Here is a 17,540-nt window from a genome sequence, read left to right as displayed (position 1 = left end):
TTCAGCTCGATTGCGAGGGGTTGCGCAGGGTCGCGAGCAGGGCGGTCGCGCGCTCGACCTTGATCTCGCCGCACTCGACGAGCAAGGTGGCGAGCGACTCGACCTCGGTTCCAACGGCGCCGGCGGACAGCGCCACGGCGCGCGCGTGCAGGGACATGTGGCCGCGCTGGATGCCCTCGGTGGCCATCGCGCGCAGGGCCGCGAGGTTGCTCGCGAGACCCGCTGCGGCCATGACCTGGCCGAGGAAGGCGGCCGAGGGCGCGCCGAGGATCTCGAGCGCGAGCTTGGCGACGGGGTGGGCCTGGGTCGAGCCACCGACCACGCCGACCGCGGCCGGCAGGCTCATGCGGCCCTCGAGGTGGCCCTCGTCGCCGACGCGCCAAGTCGCGAGCGGACCGTAGCGGCCGGTCTGCGCGGCGTAGGCGTGGGCCGACGATTCCATCGCGCGCCAGTCGTTGCCGGTCGCGAGCACGACCGCGTCGACGCCGTTCATGATGCCCTTGTTGTGGGTCGCCGCGCGGTAGGGATCGAGCTCGGCGAAGCGCGAGGCCGCGACGATGCGCGTGACCACCTCGGGGCCGGTGAAGCCCTTGCCGGCCAGCGCCGACGCGGGCACGCGGCACGAGACATGGGCGCGGCGACGATCGGCGAGGTTGCTCAGGATCCGCAGGCCGGGGTTCCAGCCGGTGAGCTCGGCCAGCCGCACCGCGACCTGCTCGGCCACGGTGTTGAGCAGGTTGGCCCCCATCGCGTCCTGGCAGTCGACCAGCACGTGGACGACGGCCATGTCGTCGGCCAGCACGCGGGCCTCGATCGCACGTGCACCACCGCCGCGGGCGACCAGCCGCGGATGCGCGGCGTCGGCCAGTGCGAGCAGCTCGGGCTCGTGCTCGCGGACCACCGCGAGCACGTCGACGGCGCTGCGCCGCGCGCTCTCGCGGACCAGCTGCACCTGGGCGATCATCCACGGCGGATCGGAGTGGGCCGCGAAGCCGCCGCCCTCGCGGATCATCTTCGCGGCATTCGACGCCGCGGCGACCACCGAGGCCTCCTCGACGCACATCGGCACCAGCACGTCGCGGCCGTTGATGCGGAAGTTGGTCGCGATCGCCAGCGGCAGCTCGAAGGTGCCGACGACGTTCTCGATCATGTGGTCGGCGTGGGCCTCGTCGAGCCGCGCCTGCGCGAGCGCCTCGAGCCGCTCCGGCGGCAGCCCGGTGGCCTCGGCGACCGCACGGCGCCGTGCCGCGGGGCTGAGCTTGAAGAAGCCCGACAGTCGCGACACGGTGGGCACGCGGGCATCGGTGCGCAGGCCTTCGCTGGGCGCCCGTAGCTCGCCGAGCAGCGGCCAGCCGAGCTGGCGCAGCGGCTCGGCCAAGCGGTCGATGGCACCGCGATCGGGCGCGAACAACACCACCAGATCACCGCCGCCGGCCCCCGAGGGCTTGGCCGCGACGCCGGCCTTCGCACACAGCTCGACGATGCCGACGATCGCATCGGTGAGGATCGGCACCGCCGCCGCACGCTGCAGCACGTCGAGGCCCCGCACGTGCAGTGCCACCGCCTCGCGCAGGCTCGCGAAACCGCCGCCTCCGGCCGCAATCGCCTCGGCGAATCCGGCCGCGGCCGCGCGCAGCAGCGACATGCCCTCGCGGTAGCCCTGCGCGGCATGGGTCGCCGACGCACGCACCGCCTGCACGAACGAGCTCGTCACCGCGGGGGCGCCGGCGTCGACGAACCCGAGCGACAACCAGCCGGGCAGGGTGACCGCATCGACCTGGCGATCGACGAAGCGGATGGTCGCGCCGTGCACCGCCGTGGCCACGTCGGCACCGCTACCGGTGCCGCCCTGACTCTCGGCGTGGGCGGCCTGGGCCAGCGCCAGCGCGTGGGTGCGGGTCTCGTCGTCGGCGAGCTCGAGACCGGCGGCCGCGAGGTGATATCCGACCACGGCGGCCGCGACTGCCGCGCTCGAGCCCAGCCCGAGCTTGCGATGGCCGAGCGTGAAGCCGCCGGTCTCGACCGCGGGTGCAGAGCCGATCGCGGCCCCGCGGGCCTCGAGGAAGGCGGCCGTGCGGGCGTGCGCGCAGCTCACCACCGCGGAGCTGGCCGCGGGTCGATCGTCGCTCGCGTCGTGGGCGACCGCGCGCACGTCGACCGCTGTGACGTAGGCGGGCGCGCCCTCGAGCACGGCGTATTCGCCGATGAGGAACGCCTTGCCCGGCGCCGACACGGTCAGCGTCACGGCAGCACCTCGACGTGGGCATCGGGACCAGGCGCACAGGTGCGGACGCCGAGCACGCCGGGCAGCTCACCGAGGCGGCGCGCCAGTGCGGTCGCGGTCGCGGCCTCGCACAACACCTTCACGTGCGGGCCGGCGTCGATGGTCGCGTAGCCCTCGAGCCCCTCGGCCCGCGCGGCCCACAGCGCACGCACGACCTCCACGGTGGTGCCGTTCCAGTACAGGATGCTGGGTGCGCTGGCGATCATGCACGCGTGCATCTTGAAGCAGCTGTGCTCGACCACCGCGCCGAGTGCGGTCAGATCGCGGGCGCGCAGGGCCGCTTCGGCGCGATCGAGATCGGCGTCGCTGCCGTCGACCCAGGCGTCGTAGTAGGGCGAGGTCTGTCGCGAGCGTTCCATGCCGGCGGTCGAGCCGATCGGCTTCTTGCCGGCGGTGGTCTGCACCACGAGCAAGCGCAGATCCCAGGTGTCCGCGGGCAGCAGTGGGCGCGCCACACAATCCGCGCCGTCCGGTCGCACGCCGCGATCGAGCCGCACGAAGCCGCCCCACAGCGAGCGTGCGGCGCTGCCCGAGCCCTGGCGCGCCAGCACCGACAGCGATGCGGGCTCGAGCGGGCCCTCGAACGCAGCCATGCCCGCGAGCGTGAGCGCGGCGAAGCCACTGGCGGAGCTCGCCAGACCGGCGGCGGTCGGCAGGTGGTTGGTCGAGGTCACGCGCGCGCTCGGGCGCGGCCCCTCGCGGCCGGCGGCGCGCCACAGCCGATCGAGCTGCGCGAACACCTTGCGGGCCGACTCGTCGGCATGCACGGCGCCATCGAGCTCGAAGCGATCCTGGGCCGCCGGCGCGACCTCGGTCTGCGTCCACAGCCCATCGAGGGTCATCGACAGCGAGCCGGTCGCGGGCAGGTTGAGCCCCGGCGGGTTCGACTCGCGCTTGCCCCAATACTTGACGAGCGCGATGTTGGAGTGGGCGGCGGCCCGTGCGGTCTTCATCGACCCACCTCCACGACCAGCGGTGAGAGGCCGCGCGCTTCGAAGGCCGCCACGAGTGCGGTCGGGTCACCGGCCGGCCACGCCAGCATGCAGCCGCCACCGCCGGCACCCGTGAGCTTCGCACCCGCGGCACCGGCCGCCCGCGCGACACCACACAGCTCGTCCAGGATCGGCGACGACACGCCGAGCCCCGCCAGCACGCCGTGGGCAATGTCGGCGAGCTGCCCGAGGCGCGCCACGTCGCCCTCGAGCAGCGCGCGCTCGCCCAGCTCGGTGGTGCGACCGAGCACCTCGATCATCGGCCGCGCCAGGGTCGGCCATCGCTCGAGCGCGAGGTGGACCTTGGCGACCTCGGCGGCGGTGCTGCGCGCGTGGCCGGAAGGCACCACGAGCAGCGTCACCGGCCGCGGCAGCGCGACCTGGACCGGCGCCGCGCCGCGGACGAACCGCAGCACACCACCGCGCGCCGCGACCTGGCTGTCGATGCCCGAGGGCGTGCCGTGGAAGACCTGCTCGCCGACCATCGAGGCCTCGACGATCTCTTCGACCGCGGCGTCGGGCCCCAGCGCGAGCTTGGCCAGCGCGACCGTCAGCGCCGCGGACGAGCCCAGCCCGGCGCCGGCGGGAATCGAGGCGTCGCCACGGATGGCCCAGCCCTGCAGCGGTCCGTCGCAGTGCGCGAGCACGTCGGCGCAGGCCCGCGCGACCGGATGCTCGAGCTCGGGCACGAGCTGCAGCGACAGCGACCACGCGGGGATGTCGAGGGTCAGCGGTGCGCGCGGATCGTCGAGGCGCTCGGCCTCGAGTCGCAGCGCGTCGGGCAACGCGGCCGCCAGCGCAGGCTGGCCGTGCACGACGGCGTGCTCGCCGAACAGGATGATCTTCGCGCACGCCGATGCGCGTGGATGCAGCACGGGCATCATCGGGGGACCTTGGCGCTGCTGCGATCGGGCTGCCACGCCGCGAGCGCTCCGGTGATGATCTTGGGGGTTCTGCGTAGATCGGCCACCGTCTTGCAGCCGCACAGCAACATGATCGCGCGCACGGTCAGCATCGTGCGGCGCAGGAAGGTCTTGGCGCCCTCGTAGCCACCGACCTTGTGGGCCTTCAGCACCGCCGCCGCGATGCCGCCGCAGGTCGCACCGAGGGCGACGGCGCGCGCGACGTCGCTGCCGTTGCGCAGGCCACCGGTGGCGATGATCGACAGCGGCAAGTCGGCCATCTGCAACACCGACGCCGCGGTCGGGATGCCCCAGTCCCACAGCTCCTCCGCGATGGCCTTGTCGTCCTCGTCGACGGCGCGGTGGGCCTCGACCGCGACCCAGCTGGTGCCGCCGGCGCCGCTGGTGTCGACGGTGCGCACACCGGTGTCGATGATGCGCTGCGCGACGCGGCGCGAGAGCCCGCAGCCGGTCTCCTTGGCGACCACCGGGATCGCGAGCTCCTCGACCAGGCGTCGCATGGTCTCGAGGCCGCGCGAGAAGTCGCGGTCACCACCTGGCTGGACGATTTCCATCGCGGGGTTCAGGTGCAGGCACAGGGCGTTGGCATCGACGCGACCGCAGAGGTCGGCGATCTGCTGGGTGGACATCGAGCGGGCCTGCACGATGCCGAGGTTGCCGAGCAGCAGTACGTTCGGCGCGACCTCGCGGATTTCGAAGGTCCACGCGGTCTCGGGGCGCACGAACATCGCGCGCTGCGAGCCGAGTCCGAACGCGAGCCCGAGCTCGTCGGCGGCGCGGGCGATGTCGCGGTTGACCTCGGCGGCCTTCTCGGTGCCGCCCGTCATCGCCGCGACGATCACCGGCGCCGACAGCTTGCGACCGAGCAGTTCGGTGGTGGTGTCGACCTCGTCGGCGTGCATCTCCGGCAGCGCGTCGTGGACGAGCTCGACACACTCGAGCAGGGTCGACTTCTCGCGAAAGCCGACGTTGGGGCCAGCACACAGCGCCAGGTGGTCCTTCTTGCGCTGCGAGATGTCGAGCCGGTCGGCCATCTTGGCGTGGAGCTTACAGACTCGAGCGTACAGCGCCAGCGTGGGCGAGTGATCGACCGCACGAGAGATTCTCGAGGCGCGGAGCGGTGTTGCATCGATGCAACACCGTCGCTCGCGGGCCACGGTTTGCGATCGCGCAGCGTGTCGAAAGCAGGCGCGCAGCCGTAGTCGCGGTCACTGCGGCGGCAGCGTTCGCAGCCGCATCGCTCACGGCGCCAGCATGCGGCCGCGCCGCGCGGCGCCGTGGCGTGCACGCAGCTGCACGTGCGGCCGCGCGGGCGCATTTGCGGCGACAATCCAGGCCCATGACCGAGGCCCCCGGAGCCGGTCGCTACGCGCCGTCGCCCACCGGGCCGCAGCACCTCGGCAATGCACGCACGGCCCTGCTGGCGTGGCTGTCGGCGCGTGCCAGCGGCGCGCGTTTCGTGCTGCGCATCGAAGATCTCGATCCCGATCGATCGCAGCCGCGCTTCGAGCAGCTGGTGATCGACGATCTGCGGTGGCTCGGACTCGACTGGGACGAGGGCCCCGACGTCGGCGGCCCCCACGGGCCGTACCGGCAGTCGCAGCGCGGCGATCACTACGCCGCCGCGATCGCTCGGCTCGCGACGTATCCGTGCACGTGCACGCGCCGCGAGCTGCGTGAGATCGCCTCCGCGCCCCACGGCGTCGAGCCGATCTACCCCGGCACGTGTCTGCGGCATGGGTGCGATCCCACGCGGCCGAGATCGTTGCGGTGGCGCGCACCCAGCGGGAGCGCGAGCGCCCACGACCGCCGACTCGGCGAGCTGACGCAGGACGTCGCGCGCGACATCGGCGACTTCGTGCTGCGCCGGGGCGACGGCGCCTTCGCGTACGCACTCGCGGTGGTGGTCGACGACGCGGCGATGGCCATCGACCAGGTCGTACGCGGCGAGGATCTGTGGCCGGCGACGCCGCGGCAGGTGTGGCTGCAGCGAGCGCTCGCGCTGCCGACCCCGAGCCATCTTCACGTGCCGCTGCTGTGCGGACCCGACGGCACCAAGCTCTCGAAGCGACACGGCGCCCCCGATCTCCAGACGCTGCGTGCCGGCGGGGCCGACCCGGCGCGGGTGGTTGCAGTGCTCGCGGCCTCGGCCGGGCTCGTCGACGACCGGCGCACCGCCGTGCAGCCGCAGCGGCTCATCGCGGACTTCGATCCCGCGCGGCTGCAGCACGGCCGCCACACCCTCGATCCCGCGCGACTGCGCTGACACCGGCGCCGCACCACGGGCGTGACAGCGCTTGTCGAGCGCGACGCCGGGGCGCTACAACCCCGTGCCGCCCGGCAGCGACCGCCATGACGACCTCCGCCCCGACCCGTCCGCGCCCTTCGTTCCCCCGTCGAAAGCTCGCGCTCGCGGTGCTGTGCGCGCTCGCGTGTCGGCCGGGGGCGACCACCGAGTCGATCCCGCCCGCGGCCGATCCCTCGGCCCGCGGCCACGGGCCCGCGCCGATCGTGCCGCCGTCCGACGCCAGCTTCACGTACCCCGCGGCCACACGCGGCGACGTGGCCGACGTCTACCACGGCGTCAAGATCGCCGACCCGTACCGCTGGCTCGAAGACATGGACTCGCCGCAGACGCGCGCGTGGATCGAGGCCGAGAACGCCCTGACCGACGCCCACCTCGAGGGCATCGCGGCGCGCCCGAAGCTGCTCGCACGGCTCGAGCAGCTGTGGAACTACGAGCGCTGGGGCGTGCCCACGCGACAGGCTGGGCAGCTGGTGGTCGCGCGCAACGACGGGCTGCAGAACCAGTCGCCGATCTACGTGCTCGACGACAAGGGCAGCGAGCGGCTGCTGCTCGATCCCAACACGCTGTCCGACGACGGCACCGTCGCGCTGGCCGGGCAGGCCTTCAGCCACGACGGCAAGCGCATGGCCTACGGCACCTCGGCGTCGGGCTCCGACTGGCAGGTCTGGCGCGTGCGCGACGTCGCGACCGGCACCGACACCAGCGACGAGCTGCAGTGGATCAAGTTCGCGTCGCCGGCGTGGACCAAGGACGGCAAGGGGCTGTTCTATCCTCGCTATGCCGAGCCCAAGGCCGGCGCCGCGCTGTCGGGCGAGAACTACGATCAGAAGGTCTACTTCCACCGCCTCGGCACGCCGCAATCGGCCGACACGCTGGTCTACGCCCGCGCCGATCAGCCCAAGTGGGGCTACGACACCGAGGTCAGCGACGATGGTCGCTGGCTGGTGATGACGGTGCGCATCGGCACCGATCCCAAGAACACGGTGCTGCTGCAGGACCTGCGCAAGCCCGCCAAGGGACGCCCCACCATCGAGCTGCTGACCGGCTTCACCGCCAAGTGGGAGTTCGTCGGCAGCGACGGCGACACGCTGTGGTTCCGCACCGACGAGGGCGCGCCGCGTTCGAAGCTGGTCGCGATCGACGTGCGCAAGCCGAGCGTGCACCGCGACGTGATCGCGGAGTCGCTGCGCACGCTGCAGACGGTGCACCTGGTCGGTGATCGCTTCGTCGCCAGCTACCTCGACAACGCTCAGTCGCGGGTCGCGATCCACCGCGTCGACGGCAGCCTCGAGCGCGAGCTCGAGCTCCCGGGCATCGGCACCGTCGCCGGCTTCGGCGGCAAGCGCAGCGATCGCGAGACCTACTTCTCGTTCACCGGCTTCGCGACCCCGACAGAGGTCTGGCGGCTCGATCCCACCACCGGCGCGACCACGCCGTGGCGCAAGCCCAAGGTCGCGTTCGACCCCGCCGACTACGTCACCGAGCAGGTCTTCTACAAGAGCGCCGACGGCACCACGATCCCGATGTTCGTCTCGCACCGACGCGGGCTCGAGAAGAACGGCAACAACCCCACCTACCTGTTCGGCTATGGCGGCTTCGACATCTCGCTGACGCCGTCGTTCTCGGTGCCCAACCTGGTGTGGATGGAGCAGGGCGGCATCTATGCCGTGCCGAACCTGCGCGGTGGCGGCGAGTTCGGCGAGGCCTGGCACCAAGCCGGCACCAAGCTCGACAAGCAGAACGTGTTCGACGACTTCATCGCCGCCGCCGAGTACTTGGTCGCGCAGCGCTACACCAAGCCGGCCAAGCTCGGCATCGGCGGGCGCAGCAACGGCGGCCTGCTGGTCGGCGCGGTGCTGACCCAGCGGCCCGATCTGTTCGGCGCCGCGCTACCGGGGGTCGGCGTGCTCGACATGCTGCGCTTCGACAAGTTCACGATCGGCTGGGCATGGACCTCGGACTACGGCTCGACCGCCAACCCCGACGAGTTCGCCGCGCTGCTGGCGTACTCGCCGTACCACAACGTACGCATGGGCACGCAGTACCCCCCGACGCTGGTGTACACCGCCGATCACGACGACCGTGTGGTGCCGCTGCACAGCTACAAGTTCACCGCCGCGCTGCAGTACGCCCAGGGCGGCCGCGCGCCGGTGCTGATCCGTGTCGACACCAAGTCCGGCCACGGCGCCGGCAAGCCCACCCGCAAGCAGATCGAGGAGTGGGCGGATCTATGGAGCTTCCTGGTGTTCCACCTGCGGATGGAGCTGCCGTAGTCAGGCGGTCTGCGAGCGACCGCCGAGCTCGGCGTGGACCCACGCCGCGTACGCGGCCGCGACCGCGAGGGGCTCGAGCGCGATGATCTTCGGACAGTCGTAGGGATGCGCGGCGGCGATGTGCGCCATCGCGGCCTCGAGCGCGTCGGCGGTGGTCTCGAGCAGCACCACCGCCTCGTCTTCGCGGCACAGTGCACCCTGCCAGCGATAGATCGAGCGCCCCGGCAGGATGTTGCCGCACGCGACCACCCGGGCCTCGACCAGCGCCTGCACGAACGCCTCGGCCTGGGTCGGCGGGATGGTCACGAACAGCACGCGGATCGAGTCGGGCGGGGTGACCATGGCGGTGTGCCGTGATGGTCGAGGCGTCGCGCCGCGCTTGGCAAGCGCTGCGCGCCCACGCGGCGGATTTTCGGTATGGTCGGGCCCGCGGCGTGCCGATGCGAGAGCGTCGGCGCGGGGCGGGACGGAGGACGACGTGAAGCTTGCGCTGCTGGGGGCCACCAAGGGCATGGGTCGAGCACTCGCGCGATTGCTCGCTGCGCGCGGTGACGCGGTGTGTCTGCTGGGCCGCGACCCCGACGACCTCGAGCGCAGTGCCGCGGACCTACGTGCGCGCGCACCACAGGCGACCATCACCGTCGCGCGTTGCGATCTCGAGCGGCCCGACGACTTCGAGCCCGCGCTCGCCACCGCCGAGGCGTCGCTGGGTGGGCTCGATGCCGTGGTCGTGACCGCGGGCATGTTCGCGACCCAGGACGCGCTCGAGGCCGACCCGGTGCTGCTGCGTCGATTGTTGACGATCGACTTCACCCACACCGTGTCGTTCTGCGAGGCCGCGCGCGTGCGGCTGCTGGCGCGCGGCGGCGGCACGCTGTGCGTGTTCTCGTCGGTCGCCGGTGATCGCGGGCGCAAGCCGGTCGGGCTCTACGGTGCGGCCAAGGCCGGCCTGTCGGCGTACCTCGAGGCGCTCGATCACCGCTTCCACGCCGCGGGCCTGCGCACGGTGTGCATCAAGCCCGGGTTCGTGAAGACCACGATGACCGCGGGGCTCCGGCCACCGCCGTTCGCCGGCGAGCCCGAGCAGGTCGCGGCCACGGCCCTGCGGGCGATCGATCGTGGCCGTCCGATCACGTACGCGCCATGGATGTGGCGCTGGGTGATGCTGGTCATTCGCGCACTGCCGCGGTTCGTCATGCGACGCGTGGGGTTCTAGAGGCCCCGTGGCCGAAACGACGTCTGCGGGGACGCGTTCGCCGTACGCCGCCACGCGCCATGCATTCCTTGTCGGCGCGCCCCCAACTGCGCGACCATGTCGAGCTGCACATGTCGCCGGAGGGCACGACGGGTGAGCTGGTGGTGTTGGCCGGCGGGCGGGTGAGCTCGCCGACCGTCGGCTACGACGATCCGCCGCCCCAGGCCCGTCCTTCGCTGCCGGAGCTGCCGCGCAAGATCGGTCGCTACGCCGTGCTCGACGTGATCGGCATCGGCGGCATGGGCGTGGTGTGCACCGCCTACGATCCCAAGCTCGATCGCAAGGTCGCGCTCAAGCTGCTGCGTCAGCGCGAGTTCGAGGATCCCAAGCGCACTGCGACCGCCCGCGCGCGATTGCACCGCGAGGCGCGGGCACTGGCCAAGCTCAAGCACGGCAACGTCGTCGCGGTCCACGACGTCGACGTGTTCGAGGGGCGCCTCTACATCGCGATGGAGTATGTCGAGGGGCAGTCGCTGTCGGAATGGCTCGACGAGCGTCCCCGCAGCTGGCGCGAGATCGTGGTGAAGTTCGTGCAGGCCGCGCGCGGGCTCGCGGCCGCCCACGCCGCTGGCATCACCCACCGCGACTTCAAGCCCGCGAACGTCCGCGTGGAGTCGGGCGGGCGCGTGGTCGTGCTCGACTTCGGCCTCGCGCTCGAACACGGCGATCCCCACAGCGTCGAGCGTTCGCTCGATGACGACGACGACGACCGCACACCGATCGCCGCACAGCCCGAGCGACTCACGGCGGTCGGTCGTCGGGTCGGCACGCCGGCGTACATGGCCCCCGAGCAGATGCTCAACCAAGGCGTCGGGCCGGCCGCGGATCAGTTCGCGTTCGGGGTCTCGCTGTACGAGGCGCTGTGGGGCGTGCTGCCGTTTCGCGGCGACGCGAAGACGGCCATGTACGCCGCGCTCGACGGCCAGATCTCGCCGCCGCCGCGCGACCGCGAGGTGCCGGCGTGGCTGCATCGCGCGGTGTTCCGCATGCTCGCGCGCGAGCCGGTGGGTCGCTTCCGCGACATGCACGAGCTGATCGACGCGCTCGAGCGCAGCACGGCGCGGCGGCGGCGTCGACGGTGGTTGGCGGCCGGCGGCGTGGTCGCGGCGGCGGCCGGACTCGCCGGGGCGCTGTGGCTGGGCACCGGCGACCCATGCCCGACGGCGCGCGAGCGGGTCACAGCGGTGTGGGGTCCCGCGCAGGCCGAGGCCGTTCGCAGCGCGTTCGCGGACACCGGCTCGAGCTTCGCGGCGGCGGCATTCGAGCGGAGCAAGGCGATCCTCGACGAACGCATGGCCGGCTGGCTGGCCCTGCATGAGCAGGTCTGCGAGGCCACGCGCGTCCGCGGCGAGCAGTCCGACGCGCTGCTCGACCACCGCATGGCGTGCCTCGACGATCGCCTGCTCGAGGCCTCGGCGCTGGTCGAGCTGCTGGCCGGCGACGAGGTCGACGCGCGCATGGTCGAGCAGGCCATCGACGCGACCCTGCGCCTGCCCGCGACCGCGCCGTGCTTGGCGGCCCGCCCGGGCGAGAACGATGCCCCGCCGCTGCCGCACGAGCAGGACCAGGTGCTGCGCGTGCGCGAGACCCTGGCCCACGCCGAGGCGCAGCTGCGGGCCTATCGCAACGCGCCCGCGCTCGAGCTCGCCCGCGCGGCCTGGCTCGAGGCGGGCGCGCTCGAGCACGCGCGCACCCGCGTACACGCGCGCATGGTGCTGGCCCACGCGCTGCGGCGTGGCGGCGAGTTGGCGGCGGCCCACGAGGCCTACGTCGCCGCGATCCGCGACGCCGCGCGGGCGCACCTGTTCGAGTTCGAGGCCGACGCGTGGACCATGCTCGTGCAGCTGGTCGGGCTCGATCAGCACCGACCCGAGCAGGGCCTGCTGCATCGCGTCGCGGCCGAGGCCGCGCTCGAGCGGGCAGGGGAGCTGCCGTGGCAGCAGGCCGGGCTGGCCCACGCGCTCGGCGTGGTGATGCGCGACGCCGATCAATCCGAGCTCGCGCTCGAGCAGTTCCGCGTGGCCATCTCGGTGCGGCAGTCGATCGATCCCGACGAGCCACAGCTGGCGGGGACCCGCAACGATCTCGGCTTGACGTTGATCCGCATGGGGCGCTGGGCCGAGGCCGAGGAGCAGCTCGCGCTCGCACTCGACGACGCACGCCGCGTGCGCGGCGAGGACCACCCGCTGGTCGCGACGACCTCGCTGAACCTCGGCAACGCGGTGCTGGAGGGGCGCCGCGATCACGACCGGGCGCGCGCGCTGTACCAGCGCGCGCTGGCGATCCGCGAGGCGGTGTATGGTCCGCTGCACCCGAGCGTGGCCGAGGTGCTCATCGCGCTGGGCGTGCTGCACCGGCGCCAAGGCGAGTGGGCCGCGTCGCAGGGGGCGTTCGTGCGGGCGGTCGCGCTGATGGGCGGTCGGGACAGCAAGGACATCCGCGCCGCGGCAGCACTCAACAACCTCGGCCAGAGCGCGATGGCGGCGGGTGACGACGCCGCGGCCGTCGACGCCTTCACCGACGCGATCGCGGTGTTCGAGCGCGCGGGCCGGACCCGCGTGGTCTCGCGCCTGCGCAGCGTCATCCATCGCTGCGAGGCCAACGTCCACCTCGGGCACCTGGCCGCCGCCCGCAGCGACTGCGACGCGGCGCGGCAGCTGCTGCCGGAGCTCGCCGACCCTGCCAGTCACGACGTCTCCGACCTCGCGGTCGCCCGCAGTGCGCTCGCCCGGAGCGAGGGCCGCGGCGCCGAGGCGGTGGCGCTCGCCCGCGAGGCGCTCGAGCACGACCTCGCCCATGATCGTCCGCTCAGCGACCAACGCCGCAGTCAGCTCGCGCTCGCACAGGCACTCGCCGCCCATGAGCCGGCGGCGGCCGAGCTCGCCACGCTGCGCCGGACGCTCGCGCACGACGCCGACCGACTCGACGACGCCGCGCTGCGCGACGAGATCGCCGCGTGGCTGGCCGTCACCCCGTGAGCACGCGCGGCCGCGTCAGGGCGTGTGGTCGCCGTCTTCGTCGACCCACAGGCCGAGCCCGCCGCACTCCGCGGCGATCATCGACGACAGCACCAGCTTGCGGGTCTTGCTGGCGTTGGTGAGCGGCGAGGTCGCGGTCGCCAGCACCGGGCCGTCCCACGGCGAGTGGTCGTAGATGTGTGGACCGTTGAAGGTATAGAGCAGCTGCGCGTCGAGGTCGGCCAGGATCTGCACGATGGTCTTGTTGGCGAAGACCACGTCGCCTTCGAAGACCCAGCGGCCGATGACGGTGAACAACACTTCGTCGGTCTCCTGCGCGCCGATGCGGACCCGCTCCACCAGCTCGTTGCCGTCGCGCGTGCACAGCGTCACGCCGTTCGCATCGAGGATGGTGTTGCCGACCACCTGTGCGATCACCGGCCCGGTGGCGGGGCCCTGGTGCACCTCGGTGCCGACGGTGGTGTAGATGAGGCACTCCTCGCTCGCCGTCGAGGCCCCCTCGTACACGGCGATGTCACCGTTGCCGGGGTAGTTGGCCGGCGACGGGAAGAACCCCGCACGCAGCGTTGCCTCGAGCTCGTCGGCCTCCGGCCCGCGATCCGAGGTCGCACACGCACACACCAACGCGAGTACACATACCGTCCGCATCGTAGCCAAGGTACCCGAGTTCACCGAGGTCGCAAGCGCAGTGCATCACCTTCGCACCATCGATCTCGATGCTCGATCCTTCGGGCAAGTCGTCGCTCACAACAGCGCGCCATCGTGGGTCGCAAAGGGAATCGATACCGGCCCATCGCCGACCTGCCGCACGATCATGTGGGCCGCGAATCGGCCCTGCTGCACCTCGAGCCCCGCATCGCGCAGCGCACTGCACACGCGCTCGTAGAGCGTTCGCGCCAGCTCGGGTGTCGCGGCCCCCTCGAAGCTCGGCCGCCGACCGCGGCGCAGCGACGCCATCAGGGTGAACTGGCTGATCACCAGCAGTGCGCCCTGGACCTCGCGGACGTCGAGGTCCATCGGGGTGCGGCCCGGGAACACGCGCATCTCGGCGAGCTTGCGCGCGGTGGTCAGGGCGTCGGCCTCGACGTCGCCTGGCTCGACGCCCACGTAGGCCACCAGCCCGCGGCCGATGCGACCGACGATCTCACCGTCGACCTCGACCGACGCCTCGCTCACCCGCTGCACCAGCGTCTTCACGGCGGTCGCCCCGAGCTCGATGGCGCTTCGCCACCGCCCGCATGGGCCGGGCCGGAGGCCTCGGACGGCGCGAGCGCGGCGGCGGGGCCGGGCGGCGGCGCCAGGACGGCGGGCGGCCGTCCGTGCTGCGCGAGCACGGGCGAGCGCGGTGGCGACTCGCGCACCGAGACGATCTCGCGGTTGGTGATGGTCGTGCGCACCAGCAGCTCGGCGACCAGACCGGTGCCGACGAACTGGATCGACGCGAGCGTGAGCAACACGCCGAGCGTCAGCAGTGGTCGCGTGCCGATGGGCTCGCCCATGAACCACAGCACCGTCAGGTACGCCAGCAGCGAGAGGCCGACCGTGCCGCTCACGCCGGCCAGCAACCCGAACAGGTGCAGCGGCCGGGTGCGGAAGCGGGTCACCATCAGCACCGTCAGCAGATCGAGCGAGCCCTCGAACATGCGAAGGGCGCCGAACTTGCTGTGCCCGTGCACGCGGGGCCGGTGCTGCACCACCAGCTCCTCGACCCGGAAGCCGCGCTCGCTCGCCAGCACCGGCAAGAAGCGATGGAAGCCGCCGTAGACGCTGAGCTCGCGGATGCACGCGAGCCGGTAGGCCTTGAAGCCGCAGTTGAAGTCGCGCAGCGGCACCCGTGAGACCCACCGGACCACGCGGTTGAAGAACTTCGACGGCAGCGTCTTGCCCAGGGGGTCGTGACGCACCTGCTTGAAGCCCGACACCAGGTCGGCGCCGGCGTCGATGCGCGCGAGGAACTCCGGGATGCAGGCGGGGTCGTCCTGCAGGTCACCGTCGAGGGTGATCACGACCTCGCCGTGCACCCGCTCGAACGCGGCCGCCAGCGCCGGCGACTTGCCGAAGTGCTTGCGCAGGTGGACCACGCGGATGCGGGGATCCGCGGCGGCCAGTGCGTCGAGCAGGTCGGCGCTGCCGTCGGTGCTGCCGTCGTCGGCGAACAGCACCTCGAAGCTGCGGCCGCAGCCCTCGAGCGCTGCGATCAACTCGCGATGCAGCTGCGGCAGCGACTCGCGTTCGTCCCACACCGGCACGACGACCGAGACGCCGAGGCTGGTGGATTTCACGTCCGCCACCTTACTCGTCCGCGCGCGCGCGCGCGACCACCATCGTCCACGGTGGCACGAGCGGCGCGCCGCGCAGCTCGAAGCGTTGGCCGATGAACTCGAGGAAGCCGCGTCGACTCCATGCCTGCAGGTGCTCGGGATGGTTGCCCAGCCGGCGCAGGTGGTGCCCGCGCGCGAGGTTGGCGAGCCGGAACATCGGCTCCCACGGCACCGACGCGACCAGGTACGGGCGGCACAGTCGAGCCAGCACCGGCAACATCGCGCTCGGATCGGCGAGGTGCTCGAGCACCTCGAGCATGAGCACGACATCCGCGGCGTGGTCGTCGGCGAGGGTGAGCGCGTTGCCCTGCTCGATGCGCGCCCGGCTGCCGAGGCGCGCCCGAGCGTGCGTGACGGCGGTCGCCGACAGCTCGACGCCGATGAGCTCCGCGCCCAACCCTGCATCGGCGATCGCCGCCAACATGTGGCCCTCGCCACAGCCGATCTCGAGCACCCGTCGCGGTCGAAGCGCCGCGACCTCGCGCACCAGCACCCGCGTGAAGTGACCGATGAGCGCGCGCTGCAGGGGATTGCGGCTGGCGTGCTTGCGGGCGTTGCTGCTGGGTTCGGCCATGCGGTGGGCCATGCGGTGGGCCATGCGATGGAACGGGTGCGCGGACTCGTGTCCGCGAGCTGCAGGTATACTGACGGCCGGCCGTGCTGACCAGCGCCCGCGCGCGGGGCCGCAGCGGCCATCTGGATCGACCTGCCATGCACTACGCGAAGTATCTCGTCACCGGTGGCGCCGGCTTCATCGGCAGCCACCTCGTCGATCGCCTGCTCGAGTCCGGCGGCACCGTCACCGTCATCGACGACTTCAACGACTACTACGATCCCGCGTTCAAGCGCGCCAACATCCGCGAGCACCTGCAGCACCCGCGCTACCGCCTGGTCGAGGCCGACATCCGCGACCAGGGGCGCATCGACGCGTTGGTGCGCGACACGACGCCGGAGTGCATCGTGCATCTGGCCGCGCGCGCCGGCGTGCGGCCCTCGCTGGTCGACCCGTACCTGTACGAGACCACCAACGCCGGCGGCACGCTCAACCTGCTCGAGGCCGCCCGCCACCACGGCGTGCGCAAATTCGTGTTCGCGTCGTCGAGCTCGGTCTACGGCCTCAACACCAAGGTGCCATTCGCCGAGACCGACGCGCTGCTGCGGCCCGCCTCACCGTACGGCGCGACCAAGCTGGCCAACGAGGCCATGTGCCACGCGTACAGCCACCTGTACGGGCTGCCGATCGTGTCGCTGCGCTTCTTCACGGTCTACGGCCCCCGCCAGCGGCCCGACCTCGCGATCCGCAAGTTCGCCGAGCGCATGCTGGCCGGTCGTAGCATCGAGCTGTACGGCGACGGCTCGACCTCGCGCGACTACACCTTCGTGGACGACATCATCCGCGGGGTGCGGGCCGCGATCGAGCTCGACGCGCAGGGCCACGAGGTGTTCAACCTCGGCAACTCGAGTCCCGTCACACTCGCGGAGCTGGTCACCGCGCTCGAGCAGGTGCTCGGTGTCACCGCCATCATCGAGCGGCTGCCCGAGCAGCCCGGCGACGTGCCGCGCACCTTCGCCGACGTCACCAAGGCCGAGCAGCGGCTGGGCTTCGCGCCCAGCACACCGCTCGGTGAGGGACTGGCGGTCTTTGCTCGCTGGCTGCGGGCCGGCCGCTAGCGCGCGTACTTCTGCTGCAGCACCCAGATCACCGTCTGCGCGGTCTGGTCGTCGATCTGCAGCAGGCGCTGCATGGTCTCGAGCAGCTGGTCCTCGGCCTCGTCGACGTCGCCCGAGCTCATCGCGATGTCGGCGGCCAGCACGAAGGCCTTGTAGCGCAGCGCCGGCGTGCTCAGGTGCTGCAGCGCCGCGACCGACTCCTTGAGGCTGTTGTACTTGCGCAGCATCTTCTGCGCCTCGCCCACCAGGTTGCCGAAGTTCTCGCTCTTGAACTCCGACAGGCAGGTGACGAACGCCTCGACGGTGGCGATCTCCTCCGACTCGATCGCACCGTCGGCACCCGCCATGAGCAACATGGCGTGGACCAACAGCACGTTGTCGTTCGGCTGCTTGGTGGAGGTCATTCCGGTGAGTTTGGAGAGCAGGCCCATGGGTGTTCGGTACTCCGAGGGGATTGGCGGACGTGGCGGGTGCAGGAGGGTGGAGGAGGGTGGGCGGTGGCCCCACGGGGCTCGCCGCCGGCCAAGGGTGGAGT

The 17,540-nt window shown here is 72.1% G+C and carries 15 protein-coding genes; 5 read left to right on the top strand and 10 right to left on the bottom strand.

Annotated features, from left to right (window positions below):
* Nucleotide 1 precedes the first annotated feature (1 nt).
* From IPH07_05145 to IPH07_05130, 4 genes are read right to left on the bottom strand one after another with little or no spacing between them, the layout of a single operon-like run.
* Nucleotides 2-2,245 carry a hydroxymethylglutaryl-CoA reductase, degradative gene (locus IPH07_05145; GenBank protein ID MBK6916766.1) on the bottom strand — a complete coding sequence of 748 codons (2,244 nt, stop codon included), beginning with the start codon at nt 2,243-2,245 and terminating at the stop codon, nt 2-4.
* A complete protein-coding gene (gene mvaD / locus IPH07_05140; protein ID MBK6916765.1) occupies nt 2,242-3,237 on the bottom strand; it encodes a diphosphomevalonate decarboxylase in 996 nt (331 codons plus the stop codon). The genes IPH07_05145 and mvaD overlap by 4 nt, the downstream gene beginning before the upstream one ends.
* Nucleotides 3,234-4,151: a mevalonate kinase gene (gene mvk, locus IPH07_05135; GenBank protein MBK6916764.1), complete on the bottom strand. Its 918-nt coding sequence runs from the start codon at nt 4,149-4,151 to the stop codon at nt 3,234-3,236. The genes mvaD and mvk overlap by 4 nt, the downstream gene beginning before the upstream one ends.
* 5 nt (nt 4,152-4,156) lie before the next feature.
* Complete coding sequence (locus IPH07_05130; protein MBK6916763.1) at nt 4,157-5,233, bottom strand: type 2 isopentenyl-diphosphate Delta-isomerase; 1,077 nt, start codon at nt 5,231-5,233, stop codon at nt 4,157-4,159.
* 305 nt (nt 5,234-5,538) lie between these two features.
* Between IPH07_05130 and gluQ the strand changes: the two genes are divergently transcribed.
* Nucleotides 5,539-6,465 carry a tRNA glutamyl-Q(34) synthetase GluQRS gene (gluQ, locus tag IPH07_05125; GenBank protein ID MBK6916762.1) on the top strand — a complete coding sequence of 309 codons (927 nt, stop codon included), beginning with the start codon at nt 5,539-5,541 and terminating at the stop codon, nt 6,463-6,465.
* Between the two features lie 86 nt (nt 6,466-6,551).
* Nucleotides 6,552-8,780 carry a S9 family peptidase gene (locus IPH07_05120; protein ID MBK6916761.1) on the top strand — a complete coding sequence of 743 codons (2,229 nt, stop codon included), beginning with the start codon at nt 6,552-6,554 and terminating at the stop codon, nt 8,778-8,780.
* Here the strand turns inward: IPH07_05120 and IPH07_05115 are convergent, their stop codons facing one another.
* Nucleotides 8,781-9,122, bottom strand: coding sequence for a divalent-cation tolerance protein CutA (locus tag IPH07_05115; GenBank protein ID MBK6916760.1), 342 nt, complete (start codon nt 9,120-9,122; stop codon nt 8,781-8,783).
* A gap of 136 nt (nt 9,123-9,258) precedes the next feature.
* Between IPH07_05115 and IPH07_05110 the strand changes: the two genes are divergently transcribed.
* Both IPH07_05110 and IPH07_05105 read left to right on the top strand, forming a co-directional pair.
* Entirely contained in the window at nt 9,259-9,996 is a 738-nt protein-coding gene (locus IPH07_05110) for an SDR family NAD(P)-dependent oxidoreductase (protein MBK6916759.1), read from the top strand.
* 59 nt (nt 9,997-10,055) lie between these two features.
* On the top strand, nt 10,056-13,013 hold the full coding sequence (locus tag IPH07_05105; protein MBK6916758.1) for a serine/threonine protein kinase: 2,958 nt from the start codon (nt 10,056-10,058) through the stop codon (nt 13,011-13,013).
* 15 nt (nt 13,014-13,028) lie between these two features.
* Here IPH07_05105 and IPH07_05100 read toward each other — a convergent pair whose 3' ends face one another.
* The 4 genes from IPH07_05100 to IPH07_05085 all read right to left on the bottom strand — a co-directional run bounded on the left by IPH07_05100 (nt 13,029) and on the right by IPH07_05085 (nt 15,908).
* Nucleotides 13,029-13,661 (bottom strand): hypothetical protein, encoded by a 633-nt coding sequence (locus IPH07_05100; protein ID MBK6916757.1) that lies wholly within the window; start codon nt 13,659-13,661, stop codon nt 13,029-13,031.
* A gap of 96 nt (nt 13,662-13,757) precedes the next feature.
* The gene (locus IPH07_05095) at nt 13,758-14,210 is read right to left on the bottom strand and encodes a D-tyrosyl-tRNA(Tyr) deacylase (GenBank protein MBK6916756.1); all 453 of its coding nucleotides are present in this window, start codon (nt 14,208-14,210) and stop codon (nt 13,758-13,760) included.
* Nucleotides 14,207-15,304, bottom strand: coding sequence for a glycosyltransferase family 2 protein (locus IPH07_05090; GenBank protein ID MBK6916755.1), 1,098 nt, complete (start codon nt 15,302-15,304; stop codon nt 14,207-14,209). The genes IPH07_05095 and IPH07_05090 overlap by 4 nt, the downstream gene beginning before the upstream one ends.
* A 1-nt stretch (nt 15,305) precedes the next feature.
* Nucleotides 15,306-15,908, bottom strand: coding sequence for a class I SAM-dependent methyltransferase (locus IPH07_05085; protein MBK6916754.1), 603 nt, complete (start codon nt 15,906-15,908; stop codon nt 15,306-15,308).
* Between the two features lie 137 nt (nt 15,909-16,045).
* Here IPH07_05085 and IPH07_05080 point away from each other — a divergent pair, with 137 nt between their 5' ends.
* Nucleotides 16,046-17,005 carry a GDP-mannose 4,6-dehydratase gene (locus IPH07_05080; GenBank protein MBK6916753.1) on the top strand — a complete coding sequence of 320 codons (960 nt, stop codon included), beginning with the start codon at nt 16,046-16,048 and terminating at the stop codon, nt 17,003-17,005.
* On the opposite strand, the gene IPH07_05075 is transcribed toward IPH07_05080, so the two are convergent.
* Complete coding sequence (locus IPH07_05075) at nt 17,002-17,436, bottom strand: tellurite resistance TerB family protein (protein ID MBK6916752.1); 435 nt, start codon at nt 17,434-17,436, stop codon at nt 17,002-17,004. The genes IPH07_05080 and IPH07_05075 overlap by 4 nt on opposite strands.
* Between the last annotated feature and the right edge of the window lie 104 nt (nt 17,437-17,540).

It is taken from the genome of Deltaproteobacteria bacterium (genome assembly GCA_016709225.1).
GTDB classification, from domain to species: Bacteria; Myxococcota_A; Polyangia; order Nannocystales; family Nannocystaceae; genus Xiheibacterium; species Xiheibacterium phototrophicum.
Note: the sequence above shows the minus strand (reverse complement) of the source record. Positions and strands in the feature narration are given on the sequence as shown.